The 20,905-nt window shown below is 53.1% G+C and carries 20 protein-coding genes; 10 read left to right on the top strand and 10 right to left on the bottom strand.

All coding sequences use genetic code 11. The annotated features are described in order from the left end of the window. Window positions 1–28 precede the first annotated feature (28 nt). The 10 genes from CEE36_05300 to CEE36_05255 form a co-directional block, all read right to left on the bottom strand. The gene (locus CEE36_05300; protein TKJ43167.1) at window positions 29–874 is read right to left on the bottom strand and encodes a hypothetical protein; all 846 of its coding nucleotides are present in this window, start codon (window positions 872–874) and stop codon (window positions 29–31) included. Window positions 875–901: 27 nt separating this feature from the next. Beyond that, entirely contained in the window at window positions 902–3,253 is a 2,352-nt protein-coding gene (lon, locus tag CEE36_05295; GenBank protein TKJ43198.1) for an endopeptidase La, read from the bottom strand. Between the two features lie 33 nt (window positions 3,254–3,286). Next, complete coding sequence (locus tag CEE36_05290) at window positions 3,287–3,667, bottom strand: hypothetical protein (protein ID TKJ43166.1); 381 nt, start codon at window positions 3,665–3,667, stop codon at window positions 3,287–3,289. A gap of 17 nt (window positions 3,668–3,684) precedes the next feature. Next, window positions 3,685–4,491, bottom strand: coding sequence for a hypothetical protein (locus CEE36_05285; GenBank protein ID TKJ43165.1), 807 nt, complete (start codon window positions 4,489–4,491; stop codon window positions 3,685–3,687). Continuing rightward, window positions 4,460–6,019, bottom strand: coding sequence for a ribonuclease Y (rny, locus tag CEE36_05280; GenBank protein TKJ43164.1), 1,560 nt, complete (start codon window positions 6,017–6,019; stop codon window positions 4,460–4,462). The genes CEE36_05285 and rny overlap by 32 nt, the downstream gene beginning before the upstream one ends. A 196-nt stretch (window positions 6,020–6,215) precedes the next feature. Then, window positions 6,216–6,482, bottom strand: a complete 267-nt coding sequence (locus CEE36_05275) for a hypothetical protein (GenBank protein TKJ43163.1) — start codon at window positions 6,480–6,482, stop codon at window positions 6,216–6,218. A gap of 175 nt (window positions 6,483–6,657) precedes the next feature. After that, complete coding sequence (gene pheT, locus CEE36_05270) at window positions 6,658–9,009, bottom strand: phenylalanine--tRNA ligase subunit beta (protein ID TKJ43162.1); 2,352 nt, start codon at window positions 9,007–9,009, stop codon at window positions 6,658–6,660. Window positions 9,010–9,126: 117 nt separating this feature from the next. Beyond that, window positions 9,127–10,209, bottom strand: coding sequence for a tRNA 2-thiouridine(34) synthase MnmA (locus CEE36_05265; protein ID TKJ43161.1), 1,083 nt, complete (start codon window positions 10,207–10,209; stop codon window positions 9,127–9,129). Continuing rightward, on the bottom strand, window positions 10,206–11,708 hold the full coding sequence (locus CEE36_05260; protein TKJ43160.1) for a leucyl aminopeptidase: 1,503 nt from the start codon (window positions 11,706–11,708) through the stop codon (window positions 10,206–10,208). The genes CEE36_05265 and CEE36_05260 overlap by 4 nt, the downstream gene beginning before the upstream one ends. A 102-nt stretch (window positions 11,709–11,810) precedes the next feature. Next, window positions 11,811–12,011, bottom strand: a complete 201-nt coding sequence (locus tag CEE36_05255; GenBank protein TKJ43159.1) for a hypothetical protein — start codon at window positions 12,009–12,011, stop codon at window positions 11,811–11,813. Between the two features lie 185 nt (window positions 12,012–12,196). On the opposite strand from CEE36_05255, the gene CEE36_05250 reads away from it, so the two are divergent. The 10 genes from CEE36_05250 (at window position 12,197) to CEE36_05205 (ending at window position 20,200) form a co-directional block, all read left to right on the top strand. Then, window positions 12,197–12,589: a hypothetical protein gene (locus CEE36_05250; GenBank protein ID TKJ43158.1), complete on the top strand. Its 393-nt coding sequence runs from the start codon at window positions 12,197–12,199 to the stop codon at window positions 12,587–12,589. 34 nt (window positions 12,590–12,623) lie between these two features. Then, window positions 12,624–13,010 (top strand): hypothetical protein, encoded by a 387-nt coding sequence (locus tag CEE36_05245; protein TKJ43157.1) that lies wholly within the window; start codon window positions 12,624–12,626, stop codon window positions 13,008–13,010. A gap of 48 nt (window positions 13,011–13,058) precedes the next feature. Next, complete coding sequence (locus tag CEE36_05240) at window positions 13,059–13,451, top strand: hypothetical protein (protein ID TKJ43156.1); 393 nt, start codon at window positions 13,059–13,061, stop codon at window positions 13,449–13,451. Between the two features lie 836 nt (window positions 13,452–14,287). Then, complete coding sequence (rpmB, locus tag CEE36_05235; GenBank protein TKJ43155.1) at window positions 14,288–14,476, top strand: 50S ribosomal protein L28; 189 nt, start codon at window positions 14,288–14,290, stop codon at window positions 14,474–14,476. A 38-nt stretch (window positions 14,477–14,514) separates the two neighbouring features. Further along, window positions 14,515–15,216, top strand: coding sequence for a hypothetical protein (locus CEE36_05230; GenBank protein TKJ43154.1), 702 nt, complete (start codon window positions 14,515–14,517; stop codon window positions 15,214–15,216). Continuing rightward, complete coding sequence (locus tag CEE36_05225; protein TKJ43153.1) at window positions 15,216–16,175, top strand: GDP-mannose 4,6-dehydratase; 960 nt, start codon at window positions 15,216–15,218, stop codon at window positions 16,173–16,175. The genes CEE36_05230 and CEE36_05225 overlap by 1 nt, the downstream gene beginning before the upstream one ends. Window positions 16,176–16,202: 27 nt before the next feature. Next, entirely contained in the window at window positions 16,203–17,159 is a 957-nt protein-coding gene (locus CEE36_05220; GenBank protein TKJ43152.1) for a hypothetical protein, read from the top strand. Next, window positions 17,156–18,106 carry a hypothetical protein gene (locus CEE36_05215; protein ID TKJ43151.1) on the top strand — a complete coding sequence of 317 codons (951 nt, stop codon included), beginning with the start codon at window positions 17,156–17,158 and terminating at the stop codon, window positions 18,104–18,106. Before CEE36_05220 ends, CEE36_05215 begins: the two co-directional genes overlap by 4 nt. Continuing rightward, complete coding sequence (locus CEE36_05210; protein TKJ43150.1) at window positions 18,018–19,220, top strand: hypothetical protein; 1,203 nt, start codon at window positions 18,018–18,020, stop codon at window positions 19,218–19,220. Before CEE36_05215 ends, CEE36_05210 begins: the two co-directional genes overlap by 89 nt. Beyond that, a complete protein-coding gene (locus CEE36_05205) occupies window positions 19,220–20,200 on the top strand; it encodes a hypothetical protein (GenBank protein ID TKJ43149.1) in 981 nt (326 codons plus the stop codon). Before CEE36_05210 ends, CEE36_05205 begins: the two co-directional genes overlap by 1 nt. Window positions 20,201–20,905: the final 705 nt, after the last annotated feature.

Genomic DNA, 20,905 nt, shown 5'->3' with positions numbered 1-20,905 from the left:
CTTCGTTTCAAATCTTGTTACGGGTGTATTACGGCATCAAGGGCAGGGGAGGAACTATCCGCTTACCTTTTGCTTCAGGCTTACCCGGCGAGTTGTCGTAGACCTCTATTACGTAGTAAACGACACCGATGAACTGTCTGTCAAAAGCCCCGTGGAAGTAGGAGTGGATGAGGTTGGCGTATTTTACCTGGAGTTTCTCTGTCTCGGTGAGCTTTGGATCATCCGGATGCATAAGATGAGCTATGGCTTTGAACTCGTAAGAAGGGATATCAAGGAACACAACAGCGCACGCCGGGTTTACCATCTGATTGATAAAGGTACCGGTCTCAAACTCATGGGTTGAGTAAAGCTCAAGGCTCACCTGTCTGGTGAGGTCGTAGAGCTTGGTTCCTTGCTTGTAGAGTGAATCCAACCGGTCGAGCTTTGCCGAAAAATCCTCGTCAATTGTGGACTCAAGCAGCTTGATGACCTCGGCTAGCTTCTCGTCGTAAGGCAGCCATCCCATACCCTTGACCGCGTTGTTGATGGCAAAGCGGCTGTCGTTACGTGCTAGACCATAGGTGGCAACCATCGCGTTGTGCGGACCTGAAAGCTCAGGGGGCTCGTGATTACGGAAACGTTCCAGTGTTGCAGCACGCTTGCCAAAACTCCACTCCTGAAAGGCCACAGGGAGCTCGCGTAACTCGAACTCCTGCCATGAACCGTCCACCTTGGCTCGGATTATCCCCTCGGAAAGCCGGGAGCAATCCACACTCTCCTGGTGGAAGGCTGTGTTCTCCCAGAAGCCAACGTCAGCGTGTTCCAGATTACGCTCCTGTGCGCCAAGAAGGGACACCACTGCGAGGGCCGTCAATGCGACCAACAAATGTCTCATATACTCTCCTTTGGGTTGAATCGTTCACTAGGCTTTATTCTTACTTGACCTATTCCGGCTGGTCGGGAAAAGAATCCTCAACGCGTCGCGTATGCTCTTAACCGTGCGGAAGGTAAGACCTGTGCGCACGTGTTTTGGGATCTCTGTCAAATCCTTCTCGTTCTCGGCCGGCAAAAGGATGGTGGTAATGCCTGCGCGCTTGGCACCTAAGACCTTTTGCTTGATCCCGCCCACAGGAAGCACACGACCGGTAAGGGTTATCTCACCGGTCATGGCGATGGAGGGGTCTATGGTCTTTCCTGAGAGAAGGGAGTACAGGGCTGAGGTCAGCGCCAGACCTGCGGAAGGGCCGTCTTTGGGAATAGCACCCGAAGGGATATGAATATGCAGGTCTGTTTTGGAGGTATCCAGAGTGTCGAGTTTCAAATCTTCGGCATGGCTACGCAGGAAAGAAAGTGCTGCCTGTGCCGACTCCTTCATCACATCACCAAGGGAGCCGGTAAGGATAAGCGCTTTGGAACCGGGCATCCTGGTGGCCTCGACGAAGAGTATCTCCCCTCCAACAGGTGTCCACGCCAGACCTGTGGCTACACCGATCGTCCCCTCTCGTGCGGCAAGCTCCGAGTAAAACTTGGTCGGCCCCAGGTAGTTGGAGATATTCTTCGCGTTAACCTTGACCTTGCGTTTCCTTCCCTCAGCATGACGACGAGCGATCTTCCGTATAACTGAGCCTATCTCACGTTCCAGGTTACGCACCCCTGCCTCACGAGTGTAGCTCTTGATGATCCCGAAGATGGCATCCTCTGCAAACTCCACTGCTGAAGATTTAAGACCTGCTTGCTCCAATTGTCGCGGGATAAGATAGCGCTTGGCGATTTCAAGCTTTTCTTCGTCTATGTAGCCTGGAAGCTCGATTATCTCCATGCGGTCATGCAGGGCAGGGATGATGGTCTGGGTGATGTTTGCGGTTGCTATGAACATAACCTGTGAGAGATCGAACGGCACCTCGATGTAGTGGTCGGAGAAGGAAAAGTTCTGTTCTGGATCGAGGACCTCAAGCAGAGCAGAGGATGGATCGCCACGGAAATCTGCGCCCACCTTATCAATCTCATCCAGCATGAACACCGGGTTGTTGGAGCCTGCGGTTCTAAGGCTCTGAAGGATGCGCCCGGGCAAAGCACCAACGTATGTGCGGCGGTGGCCGCGGATCTCAGCCTCATCACGCACTCCCCCGAGCGACAGCCTCAGGAACTTACGCCCCAAGGCACGGGCGATTGAGCGGCCAAGCGAGGTCTTACCCACACCAGGAGGGCCGACAAAGCAAAGGATAGGACCCTTGGAGTCGGGTTTTAGTTTTCTCACCGCAAGGTACTCAAGGATGCGCTCCTTGACCTTTTCCAGATCGTAGTGATCCTCATCAAGGATGCGCTTCGCACGACGGATGGCCAGGTTATCCTCGGTTCCCTCCTGCCAGGGAAGGTTCAGTAACCAATCGATATATGTGCGGACAACGGTATATTCCGCGGCCGCAGTAGGCATCATACGCAACCGATCGAGCTGTTTGAGGGCTACCTCATTGGTCTCGTCAGGCATCGCTTTGGCCTCAATCTTTTTCCGCAGCTCCTCTATCTCGGCGGTACGTTCGTCGGCCTCCCCAAGCTCTTCCCTGATGGCCTTGAGCTGCTCACGCAAAAAATACTCGCGCTGCGACTTATCCACCTCACCCTTGACACGATCGCGTATCTTTTCTCCCAGCTCCAGGATGCTTAGCTCCTTGGCAAGCAACGTATCAAGCTGCTTGAGCCTTTCTTTGGGGGCTATGGTATCCAATAGCCTCTGCTTTTCCGGCACCTCGAAGTTAACGTAGGAGGCAACGAAGTCGGCGAGCCTGTCGGGATCGTGGATATTGAGGACAACCGACATCAACTCCTCAGGAAGATAAGGGACCATAGAAACAAGCTTTTGAAAGGAACTCACCACATTGCGCATGAGCGCCTCGGTCGCTGTATCGCGACGCTTGTTCGCTCTAATCAATTCCACCTTTGCGGTAAGGTAGGGGTCATGCTGAACGTACTTCTCGATGCGCCCCCGCATCATTCCCTGAACAAAGATACGAAGCGTCTCGTCAGGATAGCGGCGCATCTTAAGGATTAAGGAGACTACTCCCACATCGTAGAGCTCTCCAGGCTCAGGATTCTCGATCTCGGCGTCACGCTGGGTTACAATACAGACTATCTTGTGGCTGGAAAGGGAATCGTCCACAAGCTTGATCAAGGTCGGGTTGGAGATCGCAAGGCCGGTCGCAAGGTTAGGGAATATAACCCCACCCTTGATTGGCAATATGGGAAGTGTCTCAGGTAAGGGATGAGCATCGTCCATTCCAAGCAACAATTCGTTCTGCATCAGCGCCTCCTACTTAACCGGGATCTCTACCACCTTGTGACGTCGCCTGGGGATGCGTATGTGAAGAACTCCATCGCAAAGATTCACCTTCACATCTCGAGGCTCAACCTCCACCGGTAGAGCTATGCGCCGTTCGAAGAACCCGTAAAACGACTCAAGCTTGTAGAAATGGGTTGCCTTGGCAAAGAACTCAGGTTCACACCTGCGGCCTCGAATCTCCACATGGTTTTCGTCAATCTTGACATCCAGTGCCTGGCGCGGTACCCCGGGCACCTCGGCCAAGAGACAAACCTCCTGGTGGGTAAGCAAAAGGTCAACCAGGGGATAGGCCTCATCCTCCCCACTGATGGGCCACCCTTCAAACATGAAATAAAACCGGTCTCTTCTCATAACGCTACTCTCCTGGGTTAGGGTTTAACTGAAACCTTCTCCCCTACCCGCATCTCAAGAAGACAAGCTGCAGAGCCTTCACGGCAGGCTATCTCATAATAACCCCAACTATTCAAGATCAAGCCCGGCTTGCCTTCCTCAAGCTCCGAGTAGCTACTCACGATCGCCAGCCTCTCTTCACCCAAACACACGCAAGAACCCTCACCAAGATGCTGGGTCCGCAGGTTGGTTATAAGATTGCCGAAGTGATCTATGTGTATGATCTCGCCCTCAACCCCTGCTTCAACCTCACAAGGTTCGGGTATCTGGAGCACCTCAGGATCGGTTATTGGAGCGCTAAAGGCGGAACGATCCAATCCGGCCAGAAGCTTGCCTGCAGCAAGTGCGTAGATGTCCCGACCGTGAAAGGTGTTGCTTGCTTTAGTAACCCCAAGAAGGGCAGGATCGATCTCAAAAACACTGCCTCTGTTAAGTTCAGCGATCCTGCCCAGCACGCCGTTGTCAGGCCCTATAAAGAAGTGAGCCGCAGCTTTGCAAAAAAGATGCCTGCGCACCGAACCGACACCGGGATCAACGACCATAACGTGCAGGCTGCCTGCCGGGAAGCTGGGGAAAGAATTCTCAAGTATCAACGCCGCCGCGCAAAGGTTGAAGCGAGGAACACAATGGGTGATATCCACAAGCCTTGCACCAGGTGCATGGGCAAGCACCACCCCTTTCATAACACCGGCGTACCCGTCCTCTGTTCCAAAATCGGTAAGGAAGGTTACGATACCTGAGTATAGGGTTCTGCTACTTTGCGTACTCAACGTTTCGCACCTCACGGATCACCACAACCTTGATGTAGCCTGGATACTTAAGCTCGTTCTGGATCTGATTGGCGATCTTCACACTCATCTCCTCCATCTCAAGATCACTCACAACGTCAGGCTGCACAAGCACCCGGATTTCTCGTCCGGCTTGAATGGCGTAGGCCTTCTCAACCCCTTCAAAGCTTGCAGCGATAGCCTCAAGCCTCTCCAATCTCTTAAGATAGGCCTCTAGGGTTTCACGCCGTGCACCGGGACGTGAACCTGAGATAGCATCAGCAGCGGCCACAAGGAAGGCATAAGCACTCTCCATAGGAACCTCCTCGTGATGGGCGGCTATCGCGTTTACCACCACATCATCCTCCCCATACTGGGAGGCGATGCGAGCGCCTATCTCGGCGTGAGGGCCTTCTATCGTCACCTCGGCAACCTTACCTGTATCATGCAAAAGCCCGGCCCTTGCTGCCAACTGCGAGTCTAAATCAAGCTCAACAGCCATATTCACGCATAGATGGGCCACCTCTTTGGAGTGCTGCAGGAGATTCTGACCGTAACTCGAACGATACTTCATCTTGCCGATATAGTTGTAAAGCTCGTTGTGAAGACCTATGATCCCCAGCTCGGCTGCGGTCTCCTCACCGGTAACCTTGACGTGATCGATGATATCCTTCTCGACCTCGTGAAAGACCTCCTCTATCCTGGCCGGATGTATCCGACCGTCCCGTATCAACCGCTCAAGGGCGAGTTTGGCCTTCTCACGGCGCAGAGGATCAAAGGCGGATATAATCACGGCCCCTGGGGTGTCGTCAACAAGAACCTCCACACCGGTCAGGGTCTCAAAGGTGCGTATGTTACGTCCCTCTCGCCCGATGATTCTACCTTTAAGCTCCTCTGTAGGCAACTCCACCACAGAAACCGTGGTCTCTGTCCAATGGGAGAGGGATACCTTTTGAATGGCCTGAGAGATGATCTCGCGCGCTGCCCGCTCGCCCTCCTCACGAGCGCGTTCCTTGATATCCTTGAGTATCTGCACCGCCTCAAGATCAACCTGCTTGCGAATGTTCTCCATCAACTCCTCTTTGGCCTTCTGCTTGCTTATAAGGGCTACCTTCTCCAGACGGCGGTTCTGCTCCTCTATTAGCTGGTCGTAGCGTTGCATCTTTGTGTTAAGTAGCTTCTCAAGATTTGCCAGGTGCTTCTCGTTACGGATCATGACACGCTCTCGCTCGGTAAGATAGTGGCTTCTGCGCTCAAGCATAGCCTCGCGGTCGGAGAGTTTCTTTGCTTGTTTGTCGAGCTCTCGCCGGTCGATCACGAGCTCCTTTTCCAGCTTTTCCTTGGTCTTGAACCAGCGTTCCTTGACCTCGACCTCGGCCGCCTTAATGGTGCGTTCGGACTCCTTTTGCGCTTGTTTGAGAATCTCGTTAGCACGCATCTTGGTAGAGGCGATCCGCCTCGTACCGATTAGTTGAAATAGGCAAAATCCCGCGAGAAAAGCCACCACGACTACCCCTGCGAGAATAACAATCCACAAAGTAGGCATCTTCGTCCTCCAGATCCTCCGCCGTGTCGTGGAGACGGGTGTCTTTGAACCCAAGAACCATGACGGGGTTCGGTTAGTCGAATCCTGAAATCCCCAGGGATCTCATCCCTGATGGGTTCTCAATTCATCGACGCCATTCCCCGATCCCTGAGCGTTGGCTCAAGACAAAGACCGTCACCACGCACACGGCAGATTCCTAAATCACTTCATCTATCCCCCGAACAAGACGCCTAACCTTCTCGGCTACCTCTTCTTCAAAGAGACCGCGCTGCTCATCAAGCTTGTCTGCCAAATCAAGGGCCACAAGCAAAGCGCAACGTGCAACCGAGATATTTCCGAACTTTTCCTTCTTCTCTCTAACTAACTTGTCAATCCACGAAGCAAGACGCGCCAGACGATCAGGGGTTGTGTCATGACGAATCTGTATCTCGTAGCCGGCAATCTTTACCCGATCAACAGCCATAATAACGCCTCATTCGGGTTCTTCCAACCTGTCAAGTATCCCAGTAATGCGTGCAGCTGCCGCCTCTTGCAATTTTTCCAACTCGCCAATCCGGGCTTGCAACTGCTCGCGTTCAGCTTCAAGTTCCCGCACACGCTGAATCAAGCGCCCTATTCTCTCCTCCAGCTGCTTGAACTCAGCTTCCATCGCTCTCTCGCCCTCTAACCAAAGCGTTGAACTTAGCTGCCACCCGCTCACCGGTCTTTGCAATTATGCGATCCAACTCCTCTTTAGGAAGGTTTCCGTCACGCGGCATAAAACAAAGCCGCAGCCCCAGATTACGTTTACCTGGGGGAAGTGGATCGCCCACGTAACTATCAAAAACATCAACACCCGTGCACAGTGGACCTGCATGGCTGCGAACAAATTCCACCACATCAGCCGCACTATGGTTCGCATCCAGAAGCAGGGCCATGTCACGCTCGACCGGGCTGAAACGGGGCAGCCCTTCAAAGTTTGATTCATCGCTAGTTACAGCCTCAAACACTGCGAGATCGACCTCACAGAAGTAGACTTCACCTGCGATGTCGAAATGCTCGAGCAACTCAGATGAAACCCTACCCAGCTCGATTACTGCAGCATCATCCATCTTGACCAGGCAGGCTTCATCTTCGAAGTAACCGGGTTCCGCGGGCTCAAAGTGCGCTCCTTTGATTCCAAAACGCTCGAAAAACATCTCTACGATCCCTTTGAGATCGAAGAAATCAACGCTGCGGGACCCCTGATCCCACTGGAGTGGGGCGGCGTTTCCGGTGAGTAGGATCCCAAGATGGGTCTTCTCTGAGGGTGAATCCTCGCCTTTGGTAAAAACCTGTCCTATCTCATAGATTCCAAGATCAGAGTTCCCGAAACGTACGTTAGCTGAGACAACCGCAAGCATACCCGGAAGAAGCGAGGGACGCAGCACGCTCATCCGTTCGGAGAGAGGGTTGGTTATGGGAGTGATGGCCGCTTGTAGTTCTTCGGGAACATCTTGCATCGGGATAAGACTGAGTGAATACACCTCAGAGAGTCCTAACCCGGAGCAAAAATTGCGGATCTGCTCGATGCGCTTGGATAGGGGATGCCTTTGGCCTCGGCGTTCGGCACGCCAACCGAACCTCGAAGGCAAATCGTCGTAGCCGGAAAGCCGCAGCACCTCCTCAATGAGATCTACATCCTCGAGGATGTCGTTTCGGTGGGATGGAACCTTTGTCTTCAGGGAATCTTTCTTCAGATCAACCTCAAAACCTATAAGTTCGAGGTTGCGTTTGGTCTTCTCAGGATCCATCCTCTTGGCCGCGTAGGAATCGAGCTTGGCAAGCCCAAGGGAAACCGACCCCTTATCCATGGCAGCGCCGTAGGCCAACTCACCTGAGACCAAAAGGTCAGGGTTCATCTCGGCCAGGGCATCTATAAATACTAAAGCGGCGTCACGCACCATGGCACCGTCAATCCCTGCGGCAAAACGCTTGCCTGACTCGCTCCTAAGCCCTGTCTTTTCAATGCTTCCTCTTGCCGCCTGCTTCCTGAACTCGGCCGATTCAAGGAACAACCGCACAGTGCTTTCAGATACCTCGGAGTCAACCCCTCCCATCACACCGGCAATGGCCAGGGGATGATTCTTGTCGGCTATAAGCAGACAGTCGGATGAAAGCGCATAGCACTTGTGATCGATGGCAGTGAAGCGCTCCTTATCCTTTGCACGACGCACCTTAACCACCGACTCTCGGATCCTTGCCGCGTCAAAGGCGTGCAACGGCTGACCGGTGAGGAACATAACGTAGTTAGTGCAGTCCACCACGTTGTTCACCGGCCGCACCCCAAACGCATGAAGCATCCAGCGGAGCCAGAAGGGAGATTCGGCCACGCCCACGCCATCTATCGCAAAACCGTAGTACTGATGAACGGCATCTTCGGCCTCTATCTCGAGCCTAAATGGATGTACATCTGAGCCTATCTCCACTCGCGGTGCCGGAGGAGTAACGAACCGCTCTCCCCACAACACCGACAACTCCCGCGCCAGTCCGTATACAGAGTATAAATCGCCGCGGTTAGGGGTAACCTCCACGTCAAGCACCGTGCTTTCAATAACATCGGAGAGCATCACGCCCAGCGGAGTATCCGGGGGAAGAACTACAGGCCTATCTTCTTCCAGTCCCAGGTCCTTCTCCACCAGCACCGCGGCCGCGGCGTCGTTGCGGCCAGCGAGCACATCTTTAGCGATAGGACTCTTTATAAATCCAATCGCTACAATGCCTTCTGGCGCCACCTCAACGTGGGAATAGGCGTAGTAGCGCTCTTCGTCTGTTTCTACTGTAAGAAGTACTCCATTATCGGTATGCTTGAAGACACCTGTAACCTTTGCGGTGCGAACCTGTGGATCATAAGGCAGGAGCTCTATGATCTCCTCAACAGGAAAACCCACACGCTCAAGATGTCCCGCAACCGAATCTGCCGAAAGATCTCGACCGGTCAAGGTCTCGAGCAGACGCATAGGAAGTCTCATACCTTAAGCTTAATCGCAATATGTGGGTGTGTCAAGCCGTTTGATTCTCCTTTTGTCCTCTGGACAAAAGATCGGAAATAGAAATCTAAATCGTTGTGGGTGAACCCAATATATTATCTATGACGACGTGGTTAAACGGCTTGGATTTTCGATAATCCCTGCCATAACCACCCTGTCCTGCCAGTAAATAACCCCTAACTGACCGGGCGTGATTGCGTCAACCGGATGATCCAAGACAACCTTTTCATCTTCAAGACGGCAGCTGATTTGCGGGGTGGCGTAGCGTATCTTGCAGGTTAAGGGAAGGTTAGAAAGATCGCGGTCGGTGAAGCGATTGATGTGAGTGAGGCGAAAACTCTTACCCGCGATAGCAGAGCGCGGACCGACCAGCACCCTGTTGTTTTCTGAATCGAGTGCAACTACGTATAGCGGTTCGCCTGTAGCTATCCCCAGACCCTTGCGCTGACCTATGGTATGAAACCAGATGCCCTTATGGGTTCCTAGAACGTTACCTTCAAGATCAACGATCTTCCCAGGCTTGGAACCAAAATGCCTGCGAAGAAACGAAGCAGTATCCCCGTCAGGTATAAAGCAGATGTCCTGGCTTTCGCGATCTATTATCGGTAGATTGTTATCAGACGCGATAGCGCGCACCCGGTCCTTGGTCAACTCGGCAAGCGGAAAGATCAGATGACCTAAACGTTCCTTAGGGATCAGTGCAAGGAAGTATTCTTGCGACTTGCGCTCGTCCTTTGCACGAGCAAAGAACAGCTCACCTGAATCTTCGACTATTCCGGAGTAGTGCCCGGTGGATAGATAATCTGCTCCAAAGCTCCTTGCTGCATCCCAGAAAGCCCCGAAGCGAATACGCTCGTTGCAGACCGCACAAGGGTTAGGGGTACGGCCGCTGCGATATTCATCAAGGAAGTAGTTGACTACCTCGGCCTCGAACTGTTTGCGGATATCGATGATGGTGTGAAGGATACCTATCTTCCGGGAAACGGCGATCGCAGCTTCGATAGCATCGCGCGAGCAGCACCTGCCCTCCTCACCCTCCTCGCCCTCCTCACCCCACATACGCAGGGTGAACCCGTGAACCTCGTAGCCCTGCTCTTTGAGCAGTAAGGCGGCAACCGAGGAGTCAACCCCGCCGCTCATACCTATCAGGACCTTCTTATTAGTCACGGGATTGAAACTCACCCCTCCCAGCGTTCGACGAACCGAAGCAGGGTGCGCATGCCGAAGCCGGTGGCTCCCTTGCGGTAGCAGGAGTAGGGCTTATCGGCCATCTCCTTGGCCGCTATGTCTATGTGCGCCCAGGGCTTTTTGTCTGTAAAATGCTCGAGGAACTTGGCCGCGGTGATAGCTCCTGCATCTCTGCCGCCCGTGTTCTTGATACCGGCAGCCGTACTCTCTAACTGTTTATTGTACTCGTCAAACATGGGCATCGGCCAGAGCCGCTCACCGGTCTGGCTTACGTTATCCATAAGAAGTTTCTCTAACTTCTCGTCCGTGGCAAAGATACCTGCCACCTTTGTACCCAGAGCAACGACCGATGCCCCGGTAAGTGTAGCTATATCAACCAGATAGCCTGCACCCAACTCGCGCGCGTAGGAAAGACCGTCGGCAAGTATCAACCGTCCCTCGGCATCAGTGGAGATTATCTCGACAGCGGGACCGTCAAGGCCGCAAACGATGTCGCCAGGATTCTGAGCTCCTCCACCAGGCGAGTTCATGACCGCAGGGATGATGCCCAATACGTTGCGCTTGACCCCGAGTTTGGCAACGGCAAGCAAGGCTCCGGCAACCGCAGCACCGCCGCCCATATCGCCCTTCATACCCTCCATACCCTGTGGCTTCTTGAGCGAGATGCCGCCTGAATCGAACATAACGCCCTTGCCAACGATGCCTATCCAGGGGGCCTTATCACCCGCCCCCTTGTAACGGATAACCACCAACCGCGGCGGATGCTCACTTCCCTTGGCAACGCCCCAGAGAAGGCTCATGCCCTTTTCTTGAATCCAGGCCTCATCGTGGACAGTAACTTCAGCTCCGGCTTGGCTCCCGGCCTCTTGGACACGTTTAGAAAACTCAACAGGCGTCATCGCGTTGCTTGGTTCGTTCACCAGGTCGCGTGCAAGGTTCTGCGCCCAGGCAATAACTTCGGCTCGCTTAACCCCTTTCTTAAAGGAAGCGATCTTGGCTGCCTCGCGCTCGATGATGGCAAGATTCTCAACACGAGGCTTTTGCTGTTCCTTCTCCTCTTTGTACTTGTCGAACCGGTAGGCGGCAAGCAGGGAACCGATTGCGGTGGCCTCGGCTGCGGACTGAGGTTGGATTCCTCCGATGCCTGCACCGTGAACAATGGTTGCCGCCTCTTTTGCCGACAGCTTTTCTGCAGCCCAGATGGCCGAAGCTGCAGCCCTGCGCGCCTCCTCAGGGCCAAACTTTTCAGCCTCACCAAGACCGACCACCAACACTCGCTCGGCAGGGATCTTGCCGTCCGTATGGAAGAGAAGCGTTTCGCCGAGCTTACCCTCCATCTCTCCGGCGGCAAGTGCCTTACTGATGGCTCCGCCCAGTGCTTGATCCACCGCACCGGTTGCTCCGCCTGGATGCTTTACACCCTTAAAAAGGTTGACCATAAGAAGCGGGCTAGCGAATGAGGTTACATCACCTTGCTTTACTTCTACCTTCATCTTAGATCTCCTTGCCTTCTCATTTTTGAGGAAAGTATAGGCACAAGGTAATGGATGTCAAACTTATGTGGTCACTTAACGTTTTTCTCGCCGTCCAAGTGGTTATCTATCTTTCTCGGCGCGGCGGCGGGTGTTACGGGTGTTACGGGATCGGCGGATGTAGTTCTCTGTATCACGCCAAGAAAGGCGCTCGTAACGAATCCACCCCTTGCGCTTGGCGAAACGGATGAAGAGGTAGAACGCACACGGCACAAACATCAGAAATGCAAGAAACAGAATGTCTCCCAATCGAATCACTCCCATACCTGATCATCTCTCATATCATGACGAAGTCCACCCAAAGCTGATGCCTATAACACCAGCGATATTGCGGGCGGAACAGGTTTCTCGATAGTATTAAATCTATTAGTATCTTTTGGGGTATTGACAAACAAAGTTTATTCCTTATAATTCGTTCGTGAGAACCCTTAAACTATAAGGAGGCAAAAATGAAACCAAAGGGCACACTCTCACTAATCCTCGGTCTGGTGCTACTGTTAGGAGCCAGTGCATTGACGGCTTCTGACTGGGTAGGCACCTATGATGGCGACGATCAGGGCGTCATTGAAGGCACTCTGAACGAAAGCACCGATCCCGCAATCTATGAAGGCACCTGGGAAAGCTACAATGACTACCCTCACAACTACGGCACCTGGTATGGAAGAGCAGAGGAGATAGTAAACGGCTGGTTCGTAGTGCGAGAAGGTGAGATCTACGACGACGAAGGAACCTATATCGGGACCTGGAGTGGCACGTTCCCTCCCTGCCACATAGACGGCCTTGCCTCAGGTGACTGGTGGCGGTTCAACCCTTGGCAAGGAACCTGGATCGCGTGGAAATAATAGAACAACAAAACAATAATCGCAAGGAGGAAAGATGAAAAACAAAGGAACCTTGATCGTGGCCGTAGTATTGGTGTTTGCGGCCACCGCTCTAATGGCCAACTCTAACTGGCAGGGCACGTTCACTGGAGACAGAATAGGTGTCTGGAAAGGCACAATCTACGACGGCCAGGAACCTGCATACTACGAAGGCGAATGGAAAACCACTGACCAGGAGCCGCCGGATATAGGCACGTGGTATGGAGAGGCCGAGCTTGTAGGCCGCTACTACGTGATCGATGCAGGCATCGTCTACGACGAGGATGGCGAACCTATGGGACGCTGGTCAGGCAGATTCCCCGCATACGACGACACAGAGGCTTCAGGCAGATGGAGCTGGGACAGCACAGCGAGCGGCACCTGGAGCGGTTGGAGCTACTAACCGCAAAGATAAACTCGTTGTGACATTGCAATCATTCAAGGAGAAGACATGAAGAAAGCATTGCTTCTGGCCGTAGGGATCATGCTTCTGGTGAGCGCCACCGGACTTTTTGCCGCAACCGAGTGGTACGGCAAGTTCTGGGGCGACGCAGAAGGCGAATGGAAAGGAACCCTGTACGACAAAGAAGTCCTGCCGCCTGTTTTTAAGGGCGTCTGGGCCGACGGACACCACGAAGGCGAACTGTACGCTGAACTGGAATACGCCGGCCATGGAGTCTACAAGATCGTGAAAGGCTTGATCTTCAACGAGTACGGCAAAGAGATCGGCAAATGGGACGGCTACTTCAACGAAAGCATCAAGCCCGGTCATGCTGAAGGCATGTGGTGGTTGATAGACTCCCACTGCGAAGGCAAATGGGAAGGCCAACGAATACTCCCCTAAACTAGAATCCACCCACAATGGGGGGCGGGCCCGTAACACACCCGCCCCCTACCTTTATCACTCCCATAACCCAATCATATTTTTTATGATGACGAAGTCTACCAAAACGCGAAAGGTTGAGAGAACATGTAGCGCGGGTCTTCAGACCCGCAACGAACCTGATACCCACCGGGGCACGCTGAGGTTCGCGCTACTACGGATATTCCTAGAACTCGTAGCGCGGGTCTTTAGACCCGCAGCGAACCTAAAGGTTCGCACTACATGACACCCTCTGAAAAACGATCATAATCAGTTTGCGAGAAGGGAATCCTTAGAGGAGAAAAGGGGCGAAGATTCTCCAGATACTAATGATCCCTAGAGTGTAGATACGTAAGTACCGAACTAGGAAGTTTAATCACCCTCCCCCTACCCCCTACCCTATGAGTGCACCAGGCACTCAAGGGGCACACTGTCCCATCAAGGGAGTGGTGTAATTCTCCTCTCCCTCTGGGAGACGCCAGTGCTACCGTCTGGCAGGAGTTAGAGGTGAGGGAAGACCATTCTCACCAACCCCTCACCCCAACTCTCTCCCGAAGGGAGAGGGGGCCTCACTCCTCCCCCTTGACCGGGGCACGCTCTCTCAAAAGGAGGGGAAATGTCCACCCCTGTATTCCCGTCGTCGCGACCGTCTGTCCGTCTCCTTTGGAGGCGGGGAAGGGTGGCGATCTCATACAAACGGCAGACCCATGAGATCGCTCCCTGCGTTCGCAATGACAAGCTATACAACAGCTTGACTTTGTTACCTGTTCACGTAGACTTAAAGCTCAATTTGGTTTAGCAGGCTTCAAGGAGGATTAATGGCTAGAATTTGCGAGATTTGTGGCAAAGGAGCGCAGAAAGGGCACAAAATCTCTCACTCCCACAAGGTCTCCAACCGCCGCTTTAAGGTAAACCTTCAGAGTGTCAGGGTGCGCCAGGGCGGTAAGGTGCGACGGATACTTGTCTGCACCAAGTGTCTGAAGGCCGGCAAGGTCGAGCGTGCCTGACCCTTCCCCAATCGTGGGAATCCAGCAAGGAGGATAAGATGAGAAAGACATTGCTTGCAGCCGCGGCAGTGTTTCTTGCGGTTGCATCGGTGAGGGCGGCCGAGGAAGAGCGCCGCACACTTACCGTTACCGGAACCGCAGAGATCTCGGTAGCCCCGGATATTTGCTACATGAGCTTTTCCGTCCAAACCCGTCACAAAAGCGCTGCTGACGCATATCGCCAAAACAACGAGCTGATGAACAAGGTGAATGCCGCCATAAAGGCAGCCGGAATCGCCGCCAAGGATATGCAAACTACCAATTTCACCATCTCACCTGAGTATCACTACGAACGGGCTACCAACAAACGGATCTTCGACGGTTACCTGGTCTCCCATACCCTTAACGTAAAGGTGCGCGAGCTCGCAAAGGTCCCGGATGTTCTGGATGCAGCGGTCAACGCCGGTGCCAACCAGGTGCTTGGAATAACCTTCACAGTCGAAAACCCCAAGAGGTACGCATCCGAAGCTCGTGTGGATGCCATAAAGGCGGCAAGGACCAAGGCCTCCCAGATCGCATCCCTTACAGACGTCAAACTCGGCAAACCTATCTCGATCTCCGAATCCGAGCCGGGCCGTCGTATACTCTACCCGCAGGCCGCAATGATGCGAAACGGCGGTGCACTCGACGAAGGCGTTACCCTTGAACCCGGTGAGATCAAGCTAACTCATACGGTATACATCACCTACGAGATCAACTGATGGCTAAACGGGTTCTTATCACGGGCATCACCGGCTTTGCCGGAAGCCACCTGGCAGATCATCTTCTGGATCGGGGTGGATTCGAGATTTACGGTCTGTACCGCTGGCGCTCGCGTATGGAGAATGTTGAAGGATTCAAGGACAAGATCAATCTGATCGAGGGAGACATACGAGACGCGGCGTCCATGAGGTCGCTGATTGAGAAGATCAACCCTGATTGGGTGTTCCACCTCGCGGCACAAAGCTATGTGCCCATGTCATGGAAGGCACCGGCAGAGACGCTTTCTACAAACGTCATAGGTGAAGTCAACCTGTTCGAGGCCTGCCGAAAAGCGAGAGGCGATCCTTTAATTCATATCGCAGGATCTTCGGAGGAGTACGGGCTTGTTCATCCTGACGAGGTGCCTATAGCCGAGACGACTCCTCTGCATCCCCTATCACCTTACGGGGTTTCCAAGGTAGCCCAGGACCTTCTGGCCTTCCAGTACTTCAAGAGCTACGGGCTTCGCGTGATAAGGACCCGTGCATTCAACCACACCGGCCCGCGCCGGGGCGAGGTTTTCGTAACCTCCAGCTTCGCCCGTCAGATCGTCATGATCGAAAAGGGACAAGCCGAGCCTTTAATCCGCGTAGGCAACCTGGATGCGGTGCGGGATTTCTCCGACGTAAGGGACATCGCAAGGGCCTATACCATGGCGCTGGAGAGATGCGAACCAGGCGAGGTCTACAATATCTGCTCAGGCAAGGGTATAAAGATCCGTGAGCTTCTGGATATGCTTATTGCCCAGGCCGATGTGAATATAACGATCAAAGAGGACCCTGCACGTATGCGTCCTTCGGACGTCGAGTTCCTGATAGGTGACGCGACCAGGTTCCGCGCGAAAACCGGCTGGAAGCCTGAGATTGCGTTCAAGCAGACCCTTGCCGATCTCCTCGACTTCTGGCGCGAGCGGGTCTAGCCAGCCTTTCCTGGACAGGACCAGGCAGTGTCTCACTCTCCAGACAAGATACTGATAACCGGCGCGAGTGGATTCGTCGGCAGGCTGCTGGCCAGGGCCGAGATGGAAAGGGGTAATACAGTAATCGGGATTCACGACCCGCAGGAATCTCCCGATCTGCCTTTCGAGTCCAAAGGTGTCGATATACGGGATAAAAAGACACTCCAAGATTTCATCACTTCCCTCAAACCCCAACGGGTTTATCATCTCGCCGCGATCTCCTCTGTAAGGATGTGCCAGGAGAATCCAGGGATGTGCTTCGGGGTAAACGTCACCGGAACCCTCAATCTGCTGGATGCTTGCTCGAAACTTGATGAGAAACCGAGGGTCCTATTCACCTCTTCATGCGAGGTTTACGGGAACGTCGATCCTTCTCATCAACCGGTCAACGAGGATACCAGGCCTGCCCCTATCAACGTCTACGGGTTGAGCAAACTGATGGGAGAAGAGATCTGTCAATTCTATATGAGAGAGCACGGACTGCCGATAATTATCAGTCGAGGTTTCAACCATACCGGGCCCGGACAAACAGAGAGCTTCGTTTTTCCTCACGTGGCAAGGAGTCTGGCAAGGATTGAGAAAGACGGACAAGAACATGTCCTAAAGATGGGCAACCTGTCTGTAATAAGGGACGTGCTGGACGCGCGCGACGTGGTGCGTGCCTATATGATGGCAGCCGATAAGGCGAAGCCTGGCTCGACCTACAACGTAACCTCGGGGCGGTGTATATCTATAGAGGAGGGTGTAAGGATGCTGGTTGAAATCTCCGGATTAAAGGTTAAGATAGTGCAAGAAGCATCGCGCATGCGTACCTACGATATCCACCAGTTGCATGGTGACGCATCGCGTATAGGCAAGGATTTAGGTTGGCGTGCAGAAATCACGCTGGAGCAGACCATGAAGGATCTGCTTTCATACTGGAGAGCAAAGGAAGGCGTATCGTGAAGTTACATGCTTTCGGGGTCAGGGGCAGCCTGCCCTCCCCATCGACCAAGGGTTTTAAGACCTCGGCCTACGGCGGCAACACCACATGTTATTACCTCGAGGCTGGTCCATTCAATATCACCCTGGACATGGGCTCGGGCGCAAGGGTGCTGGGTAACATCTTGATGAGCAAGGGGATAATCGGCAAATCGTTCATCTTTCTTTTGACCCACTATCACTCGGACCACACCCAGGGAATCGGCTTCTGCGTTCCCTTCTACATCAAGGCCAACACCTTTCATATCCACGGCTTTACCCCGGATGAAAGGAAGGGCGCAGACCCCATAAGAAACATAGTCCTGCAGTGTCTGGAGGAGCAGCAGTCAAGCCCCTACTTCCCGGTTCCTCACGTATCTCTGCCAGCGGAAAAACTCTACCAGGCGCACGACAAGATGTTTTCCGAGGTTTTCTACTACCTGCACCGGAACGGCAGATACATGTATGTCTCTGAAAAGGAATCAGCCGAGACCAAATCCGTAGACCCCAAGGATGTAGCCAAGGTAACCACCATCCCACTCAACCATCCCAACGGCTGCATCGGTTATCGAATAGACTACATGGACGCCTCCATGGCCTTCTGCACCGACAACGAGCCCCTGGCCTTTACCAACGACAGGATCAACACCCTCTGCAAGGATGTCGATCTCGTGGTTCTTGACGGCCAGTATACCGCGAAGCAGCTACGAGGCTCAACCCAGACCTTCGGTCACGGAACCCCTGAGTTATGTGTTGATCAGGCAATAGCCTGCGGGGCAAAAAAACTCCTCATCACCCACTTTGACCCTGGCCATGACGACGCCAAACTAAGGAAGATGGAGGATGCCTGCAAGGTCTATCTGGCAAAGAAAAAGAGGAAGTTCCCCGAAAGCGTTGAGTTCGCCAGGGAGGGAGCCTCCTGGGGGATCTAGGTTGAGGATCCTTGCTATCAACTGGCAGGACTGGGGGGCGCCGCAAAAAGGCGGAGCCGAGTTCTATCTCAAGGAGATTCTCGTCCGACTGGTCTCCTACGGCCACGACGTGACCCTTTTGGCCTGTGGGTATCCTGGAGCACCCCATAAAGCGTTGTTGGACAGGATCAAGGTGATAAGGACAGGCTCGCGCAACACCTTTAACTTTCATCTATACGGCAGACCGATTCGGAGTTTTTTAAGATCGAATGATTTTGACGTAGTGCTTGACGATCTAAACAAGATCCCGTTCTACACACCGCTGTGGGCTGGCTCGACCCCTGTGGTGGGTATCGTTATGCACGTCTTTCGCAGGAAGATATTTAAAGAGACGAATTTCCTTGCCGGCTCCTACGTTTACTGGACCGAGGGGCTGATCCCCAGGATTTACCGTAAGGGTCTTTTCGGGTGTCTGGGTGCATCGGGCAAAAAGGAGCTGGCTCAGATGGGGATGAAGCCCGAGCGCATCCAGGTTCTTGAGGTTGGCGTTAATCCCATCTTTAAACCCGGACCTAAAAAAAGAAAAAAACTCGTGGTATCTGTAGGTAGATTAATGCGTTACAAGTGCGTAGACCACGTCATCTACGCAATGGCTAGATTGAGACAGCGCGGAATTGACGCCAGATGCGAGATTGCGGGTACAGGTAAGGATGCAGATAGATTGAGGCAGTTGATAGACCGGCTTGGACTCGAGGACAGCGTGAAGCTTCCGGGCTGGGTATCGCTTGCGGATGTGGCAAAGCTTTATCAGCGCGCGGCGGTAGCGGTCCAACCCTCGGCCAAGGAAGGCTGGGGATTTCTGGCAACGGACGCGGGTGCGTGCGGCACACCTGTGGTCGCGGCACGGGTGCCCGGCTTAACGGATTCGGTCAAGGATAAAAACACGGGATTTCTCTACGAGCACGGAAACATTGATGAGATGACCGACCATCTGGAGAGACTGCTGACGAATGAGAAGCTGCGGCGGAAGATGGGCGAGGCGAATCGAAAGTGGACATCAACCCTGACCTGGGAGCGGGTGGCTCGAAGAGCGGAGAGACTTCTTGCATCAGCCGTGGAACGCAGAGCCATCTGATGGATAAGAAAACCAAAGACAGGATATTCTTCTGGCTGCGGATCGCCATAGCCGTTATCTTCATTGCTATCATCATCCTTACCGTTGATCTCAAGAAAACGTGGGCTGAGCTACAGCAAACCGAACCTATCTACGTTGGGGTTGCGGCAGGAGTATACCTTTGCTTCCTTGCCTTTCTTGCCCTGCGCTGGTTCATCCTATCCAAGGCACGCAACCATCCCTACGGCTTCTTCTACCTTTACCGCAGCGTGCTCATACACATGCTGTTCAACAACGTTCTGCCCACGACAATAGGCGGCGACGTCTACCGTATAGTGGACACCAGCGGGCACGAGGGTAAAGGGGTGGCGTTTTCTATCGTGTGGACCGACCGCATGGTGGGTTTCATCGGAGTATTCAGCTTCGCATTCCTTGCAAGTATCTTCTACGCCGCAGTGAGCGGCAATTTCCTGCTGCTTGTCATCTTCGGTGCCGGGTTCGGCTTCGCGATCTCCCTGACTCTCGCATTCCTTTCTAAAAAAATAAACGCCTGGATCTCCCCCTGGCTTTCAAAACTGCGAGTATTCAAGTATCCGTTTGGTGAAAAGATCGCAGGGGCATTCAAGTCTATCACCCACTACCGCAACCACAAGGGTGCGTTATTTGCCGCGGTATTGGTTTCCCTTGGCGTTCAGATAAGCCTTGCCTGGATATGGTATCTTCTCTTCCTCTCGCTTGGTGGGCAAACGAGATTCATCCATATCATGGTAACCATACCGATCGTGAACACCCTTGCCATGTTTTCTGTAGGCGGCTGGGGACTCCGCGAACAGACATTTGTGCAGATGCTTGCCACCTTTGCGGTCGCCAGGGAGACGGCACTTGCTACCTCGATCCTGTTTGACGTGGTAAACGTCTCCTTCGGGGTCGTGGGCGGGGCGTTCCTTCTCTTCCGCCGAGGCCGCAAACCTACCCATTCACCGGTGGAAGACCCCAACTGACTCCCCATTCCCCCACTGGGAATCATATATAAATATCTCTTGAGATCAAAAAGAAGCCCCCTGCGAAGAGATTAGCCCTGGCTTGGACTGCAGGCTAGTTTGCGGACCAATTTTGACTGGTTGCAAGTTGATAGGCAAATGCACCCCACGCGATCGCTCCATACTCGTGTGTGGACCACAATAAAAAACACCGAATCGAACACCACAAATCCTACACTTATAGCAACCGTCTGCAAGAGAAAGAAGATTAAAACTCCCACACTCCAGATACCTCTTCCGTCCACCTCCCCAACGCAATCTCTTGTAGTAGTTCTCAGCTCGACTCTCACCTGCCAAGAGCTTCAAGCGCTCTAAAATGTCCACCTTCGATAAGCATACTTACTCCGTTCTCATGGCCAATTCCATAACGAAAAAAATCTAAGCTAGAAACCAGCATCACCCCACGTTAGGGTATCCTTTTCTTAAAACTCAAACAAAGAATACCACAATAACTCCCAAATAAACCTCTACGAATCCTCATAAGTCGTTCTCCTTAAGGAAATAGCATAGTTAAAACACAAAAAGTGTCAGAAGACTTGACATATGAATCCAAGACTGTATAATTACACAATTTATTACTCAAGACAAGTATGGCGAGGTAAATGGGTTGAAGTTGAGAGCAAGTTTATTTACGATCAGGACGAAAGGAACCTATCATGCATAATA

It is taken from the genome of candidate division TA06 bacterium B3_TA06, assembly GCA_005223075.1.
GTDB lineage: Bacteria > Hydrothermota > Tepidihabitantia > B3-TA06 > B3-TA06 > B3-TA06.
This window is presented reverse-complemented; position numbering and strand designations above follow the sequence as displayed.

What these genes read in the sequence shown, in the direction of transcription:
- CEE36_05300 (TKJ43167.1), bottom strand. Translation starts at nt 874, where the DNA reads ATGAGACATTTGTTGGTCGCATTGACGGCCCTCGCAGTGGTGTCCCTT.
- lon (TKJ43198.1), bottom strand. Translation starts at nt 3,253, where the DNA reads ATGGACGATGCTCATCCCTTACCTGAGACACTTCCCATATTGCCAATC.
- CEE36_05290 (TKJ43166.1), bottom strand. Translation starts at nt 3,667, where the DNA reads ATGAGAAGAGACCGGTTTTATTTCATGTTTGAAGGGTGGCCCATCAGT.
- rny (TKJ43164.1), bottom strand. Translation starts at nt 6,019, where the DNA reads ATGCCTACTTTGTGGATTGTTATTCTCGCAGGGGTAGTCGTGGTGGCT.
- CEE36_05275 (TKJ43163.1), bottom strand. Translation starts at nt 6,482, where the DNA reads ATGGCTGTTGATCGGGTAAAGATTGCCGGCTACGAGATACAGATTCGT.
- pheT (TKJ43162.1), bottom strand. Translation starts at nt 9,009, where the DNA reads ATGAGACTTCCTATGCGTCTGCTCGAGACCTTGACCGGTCGAGATCTT.
- CEE36_05260 (TKJ43160.1), bottom strand. Translation starts at nt 11,708, where the DNA reads ATGAAGGTAGAAGTAAAGCAAGGTGATGTAACCTCATTCGCTAGCCCG.
- CEE36_05255 (TKJ43159.1), bottom strand. Translation starts at nt 12,011, where the DNA reads ATGGGAGTGATTCGATTGGGAGACATTCTGTTTCTTGCATTTCTGATG.
- CEE36_05250 (TKJ43158.1), top strand. Translation starts at nt 12,197, where the DNA reads ATGAAACCAAAGGGCACACTCTCACTAATCCTCGGTCTGGTGCTACTG.
- CEE36_05245 (TKJ43157.1), top strand. Translation starts at nt 12,624, where the DNA reads ATGAAAAACAAAGGAACCTTGATCGTGGCCGTAGTATTGGTGTTTGCG.
- CEE36_05240 (TKJ43156.1), top strand. Translation starts at nt 13,059, where the DNA reads ATGAAGAAAGCATTGCTTCTGGCCGTAGGGATCATGCTTCTGGTGAGC.
- rpmB (TKJ43155.1), top strand. Translation starts at nt 14,288, where the DNA reads ATGGCTAGAATTTGCGAGATTTGTGGCAAAGGAGCGCAGAAAGGGCAC.
- CEE36_05230 (TKJ43154.1), top strand. Translation starts at nt 14,515, where the DNA reads ATGAGAAAGACATTGCTTGCAGCCGCGGCAGTGTTTCTTGCGGTTGCA.
- CEE36_05225 (TKJ43153.1), top strand. Translation starts at nt 15,216, where the DNA reads ATGGCTAAACGGGTTCTTATCACGGGCATCACCGGCTTTGCCGGAAGC.
- CEE36_05210 (TKJ43150.1), top strand. Translation starts at nt 18,018, where the DNA reads ATGCCTGCAAGGTCTATCTGGCAAAGAAAAAGAGGAAGTTCCCCGAAA.
- CEE36_05205 (TKJ43149.1), top strand. Translation starts at nt 19,220, where the DNA reads ATGGATAAGAAAACCAAAGACAGGATATTCTTCTGGCTGCGGATCGCC.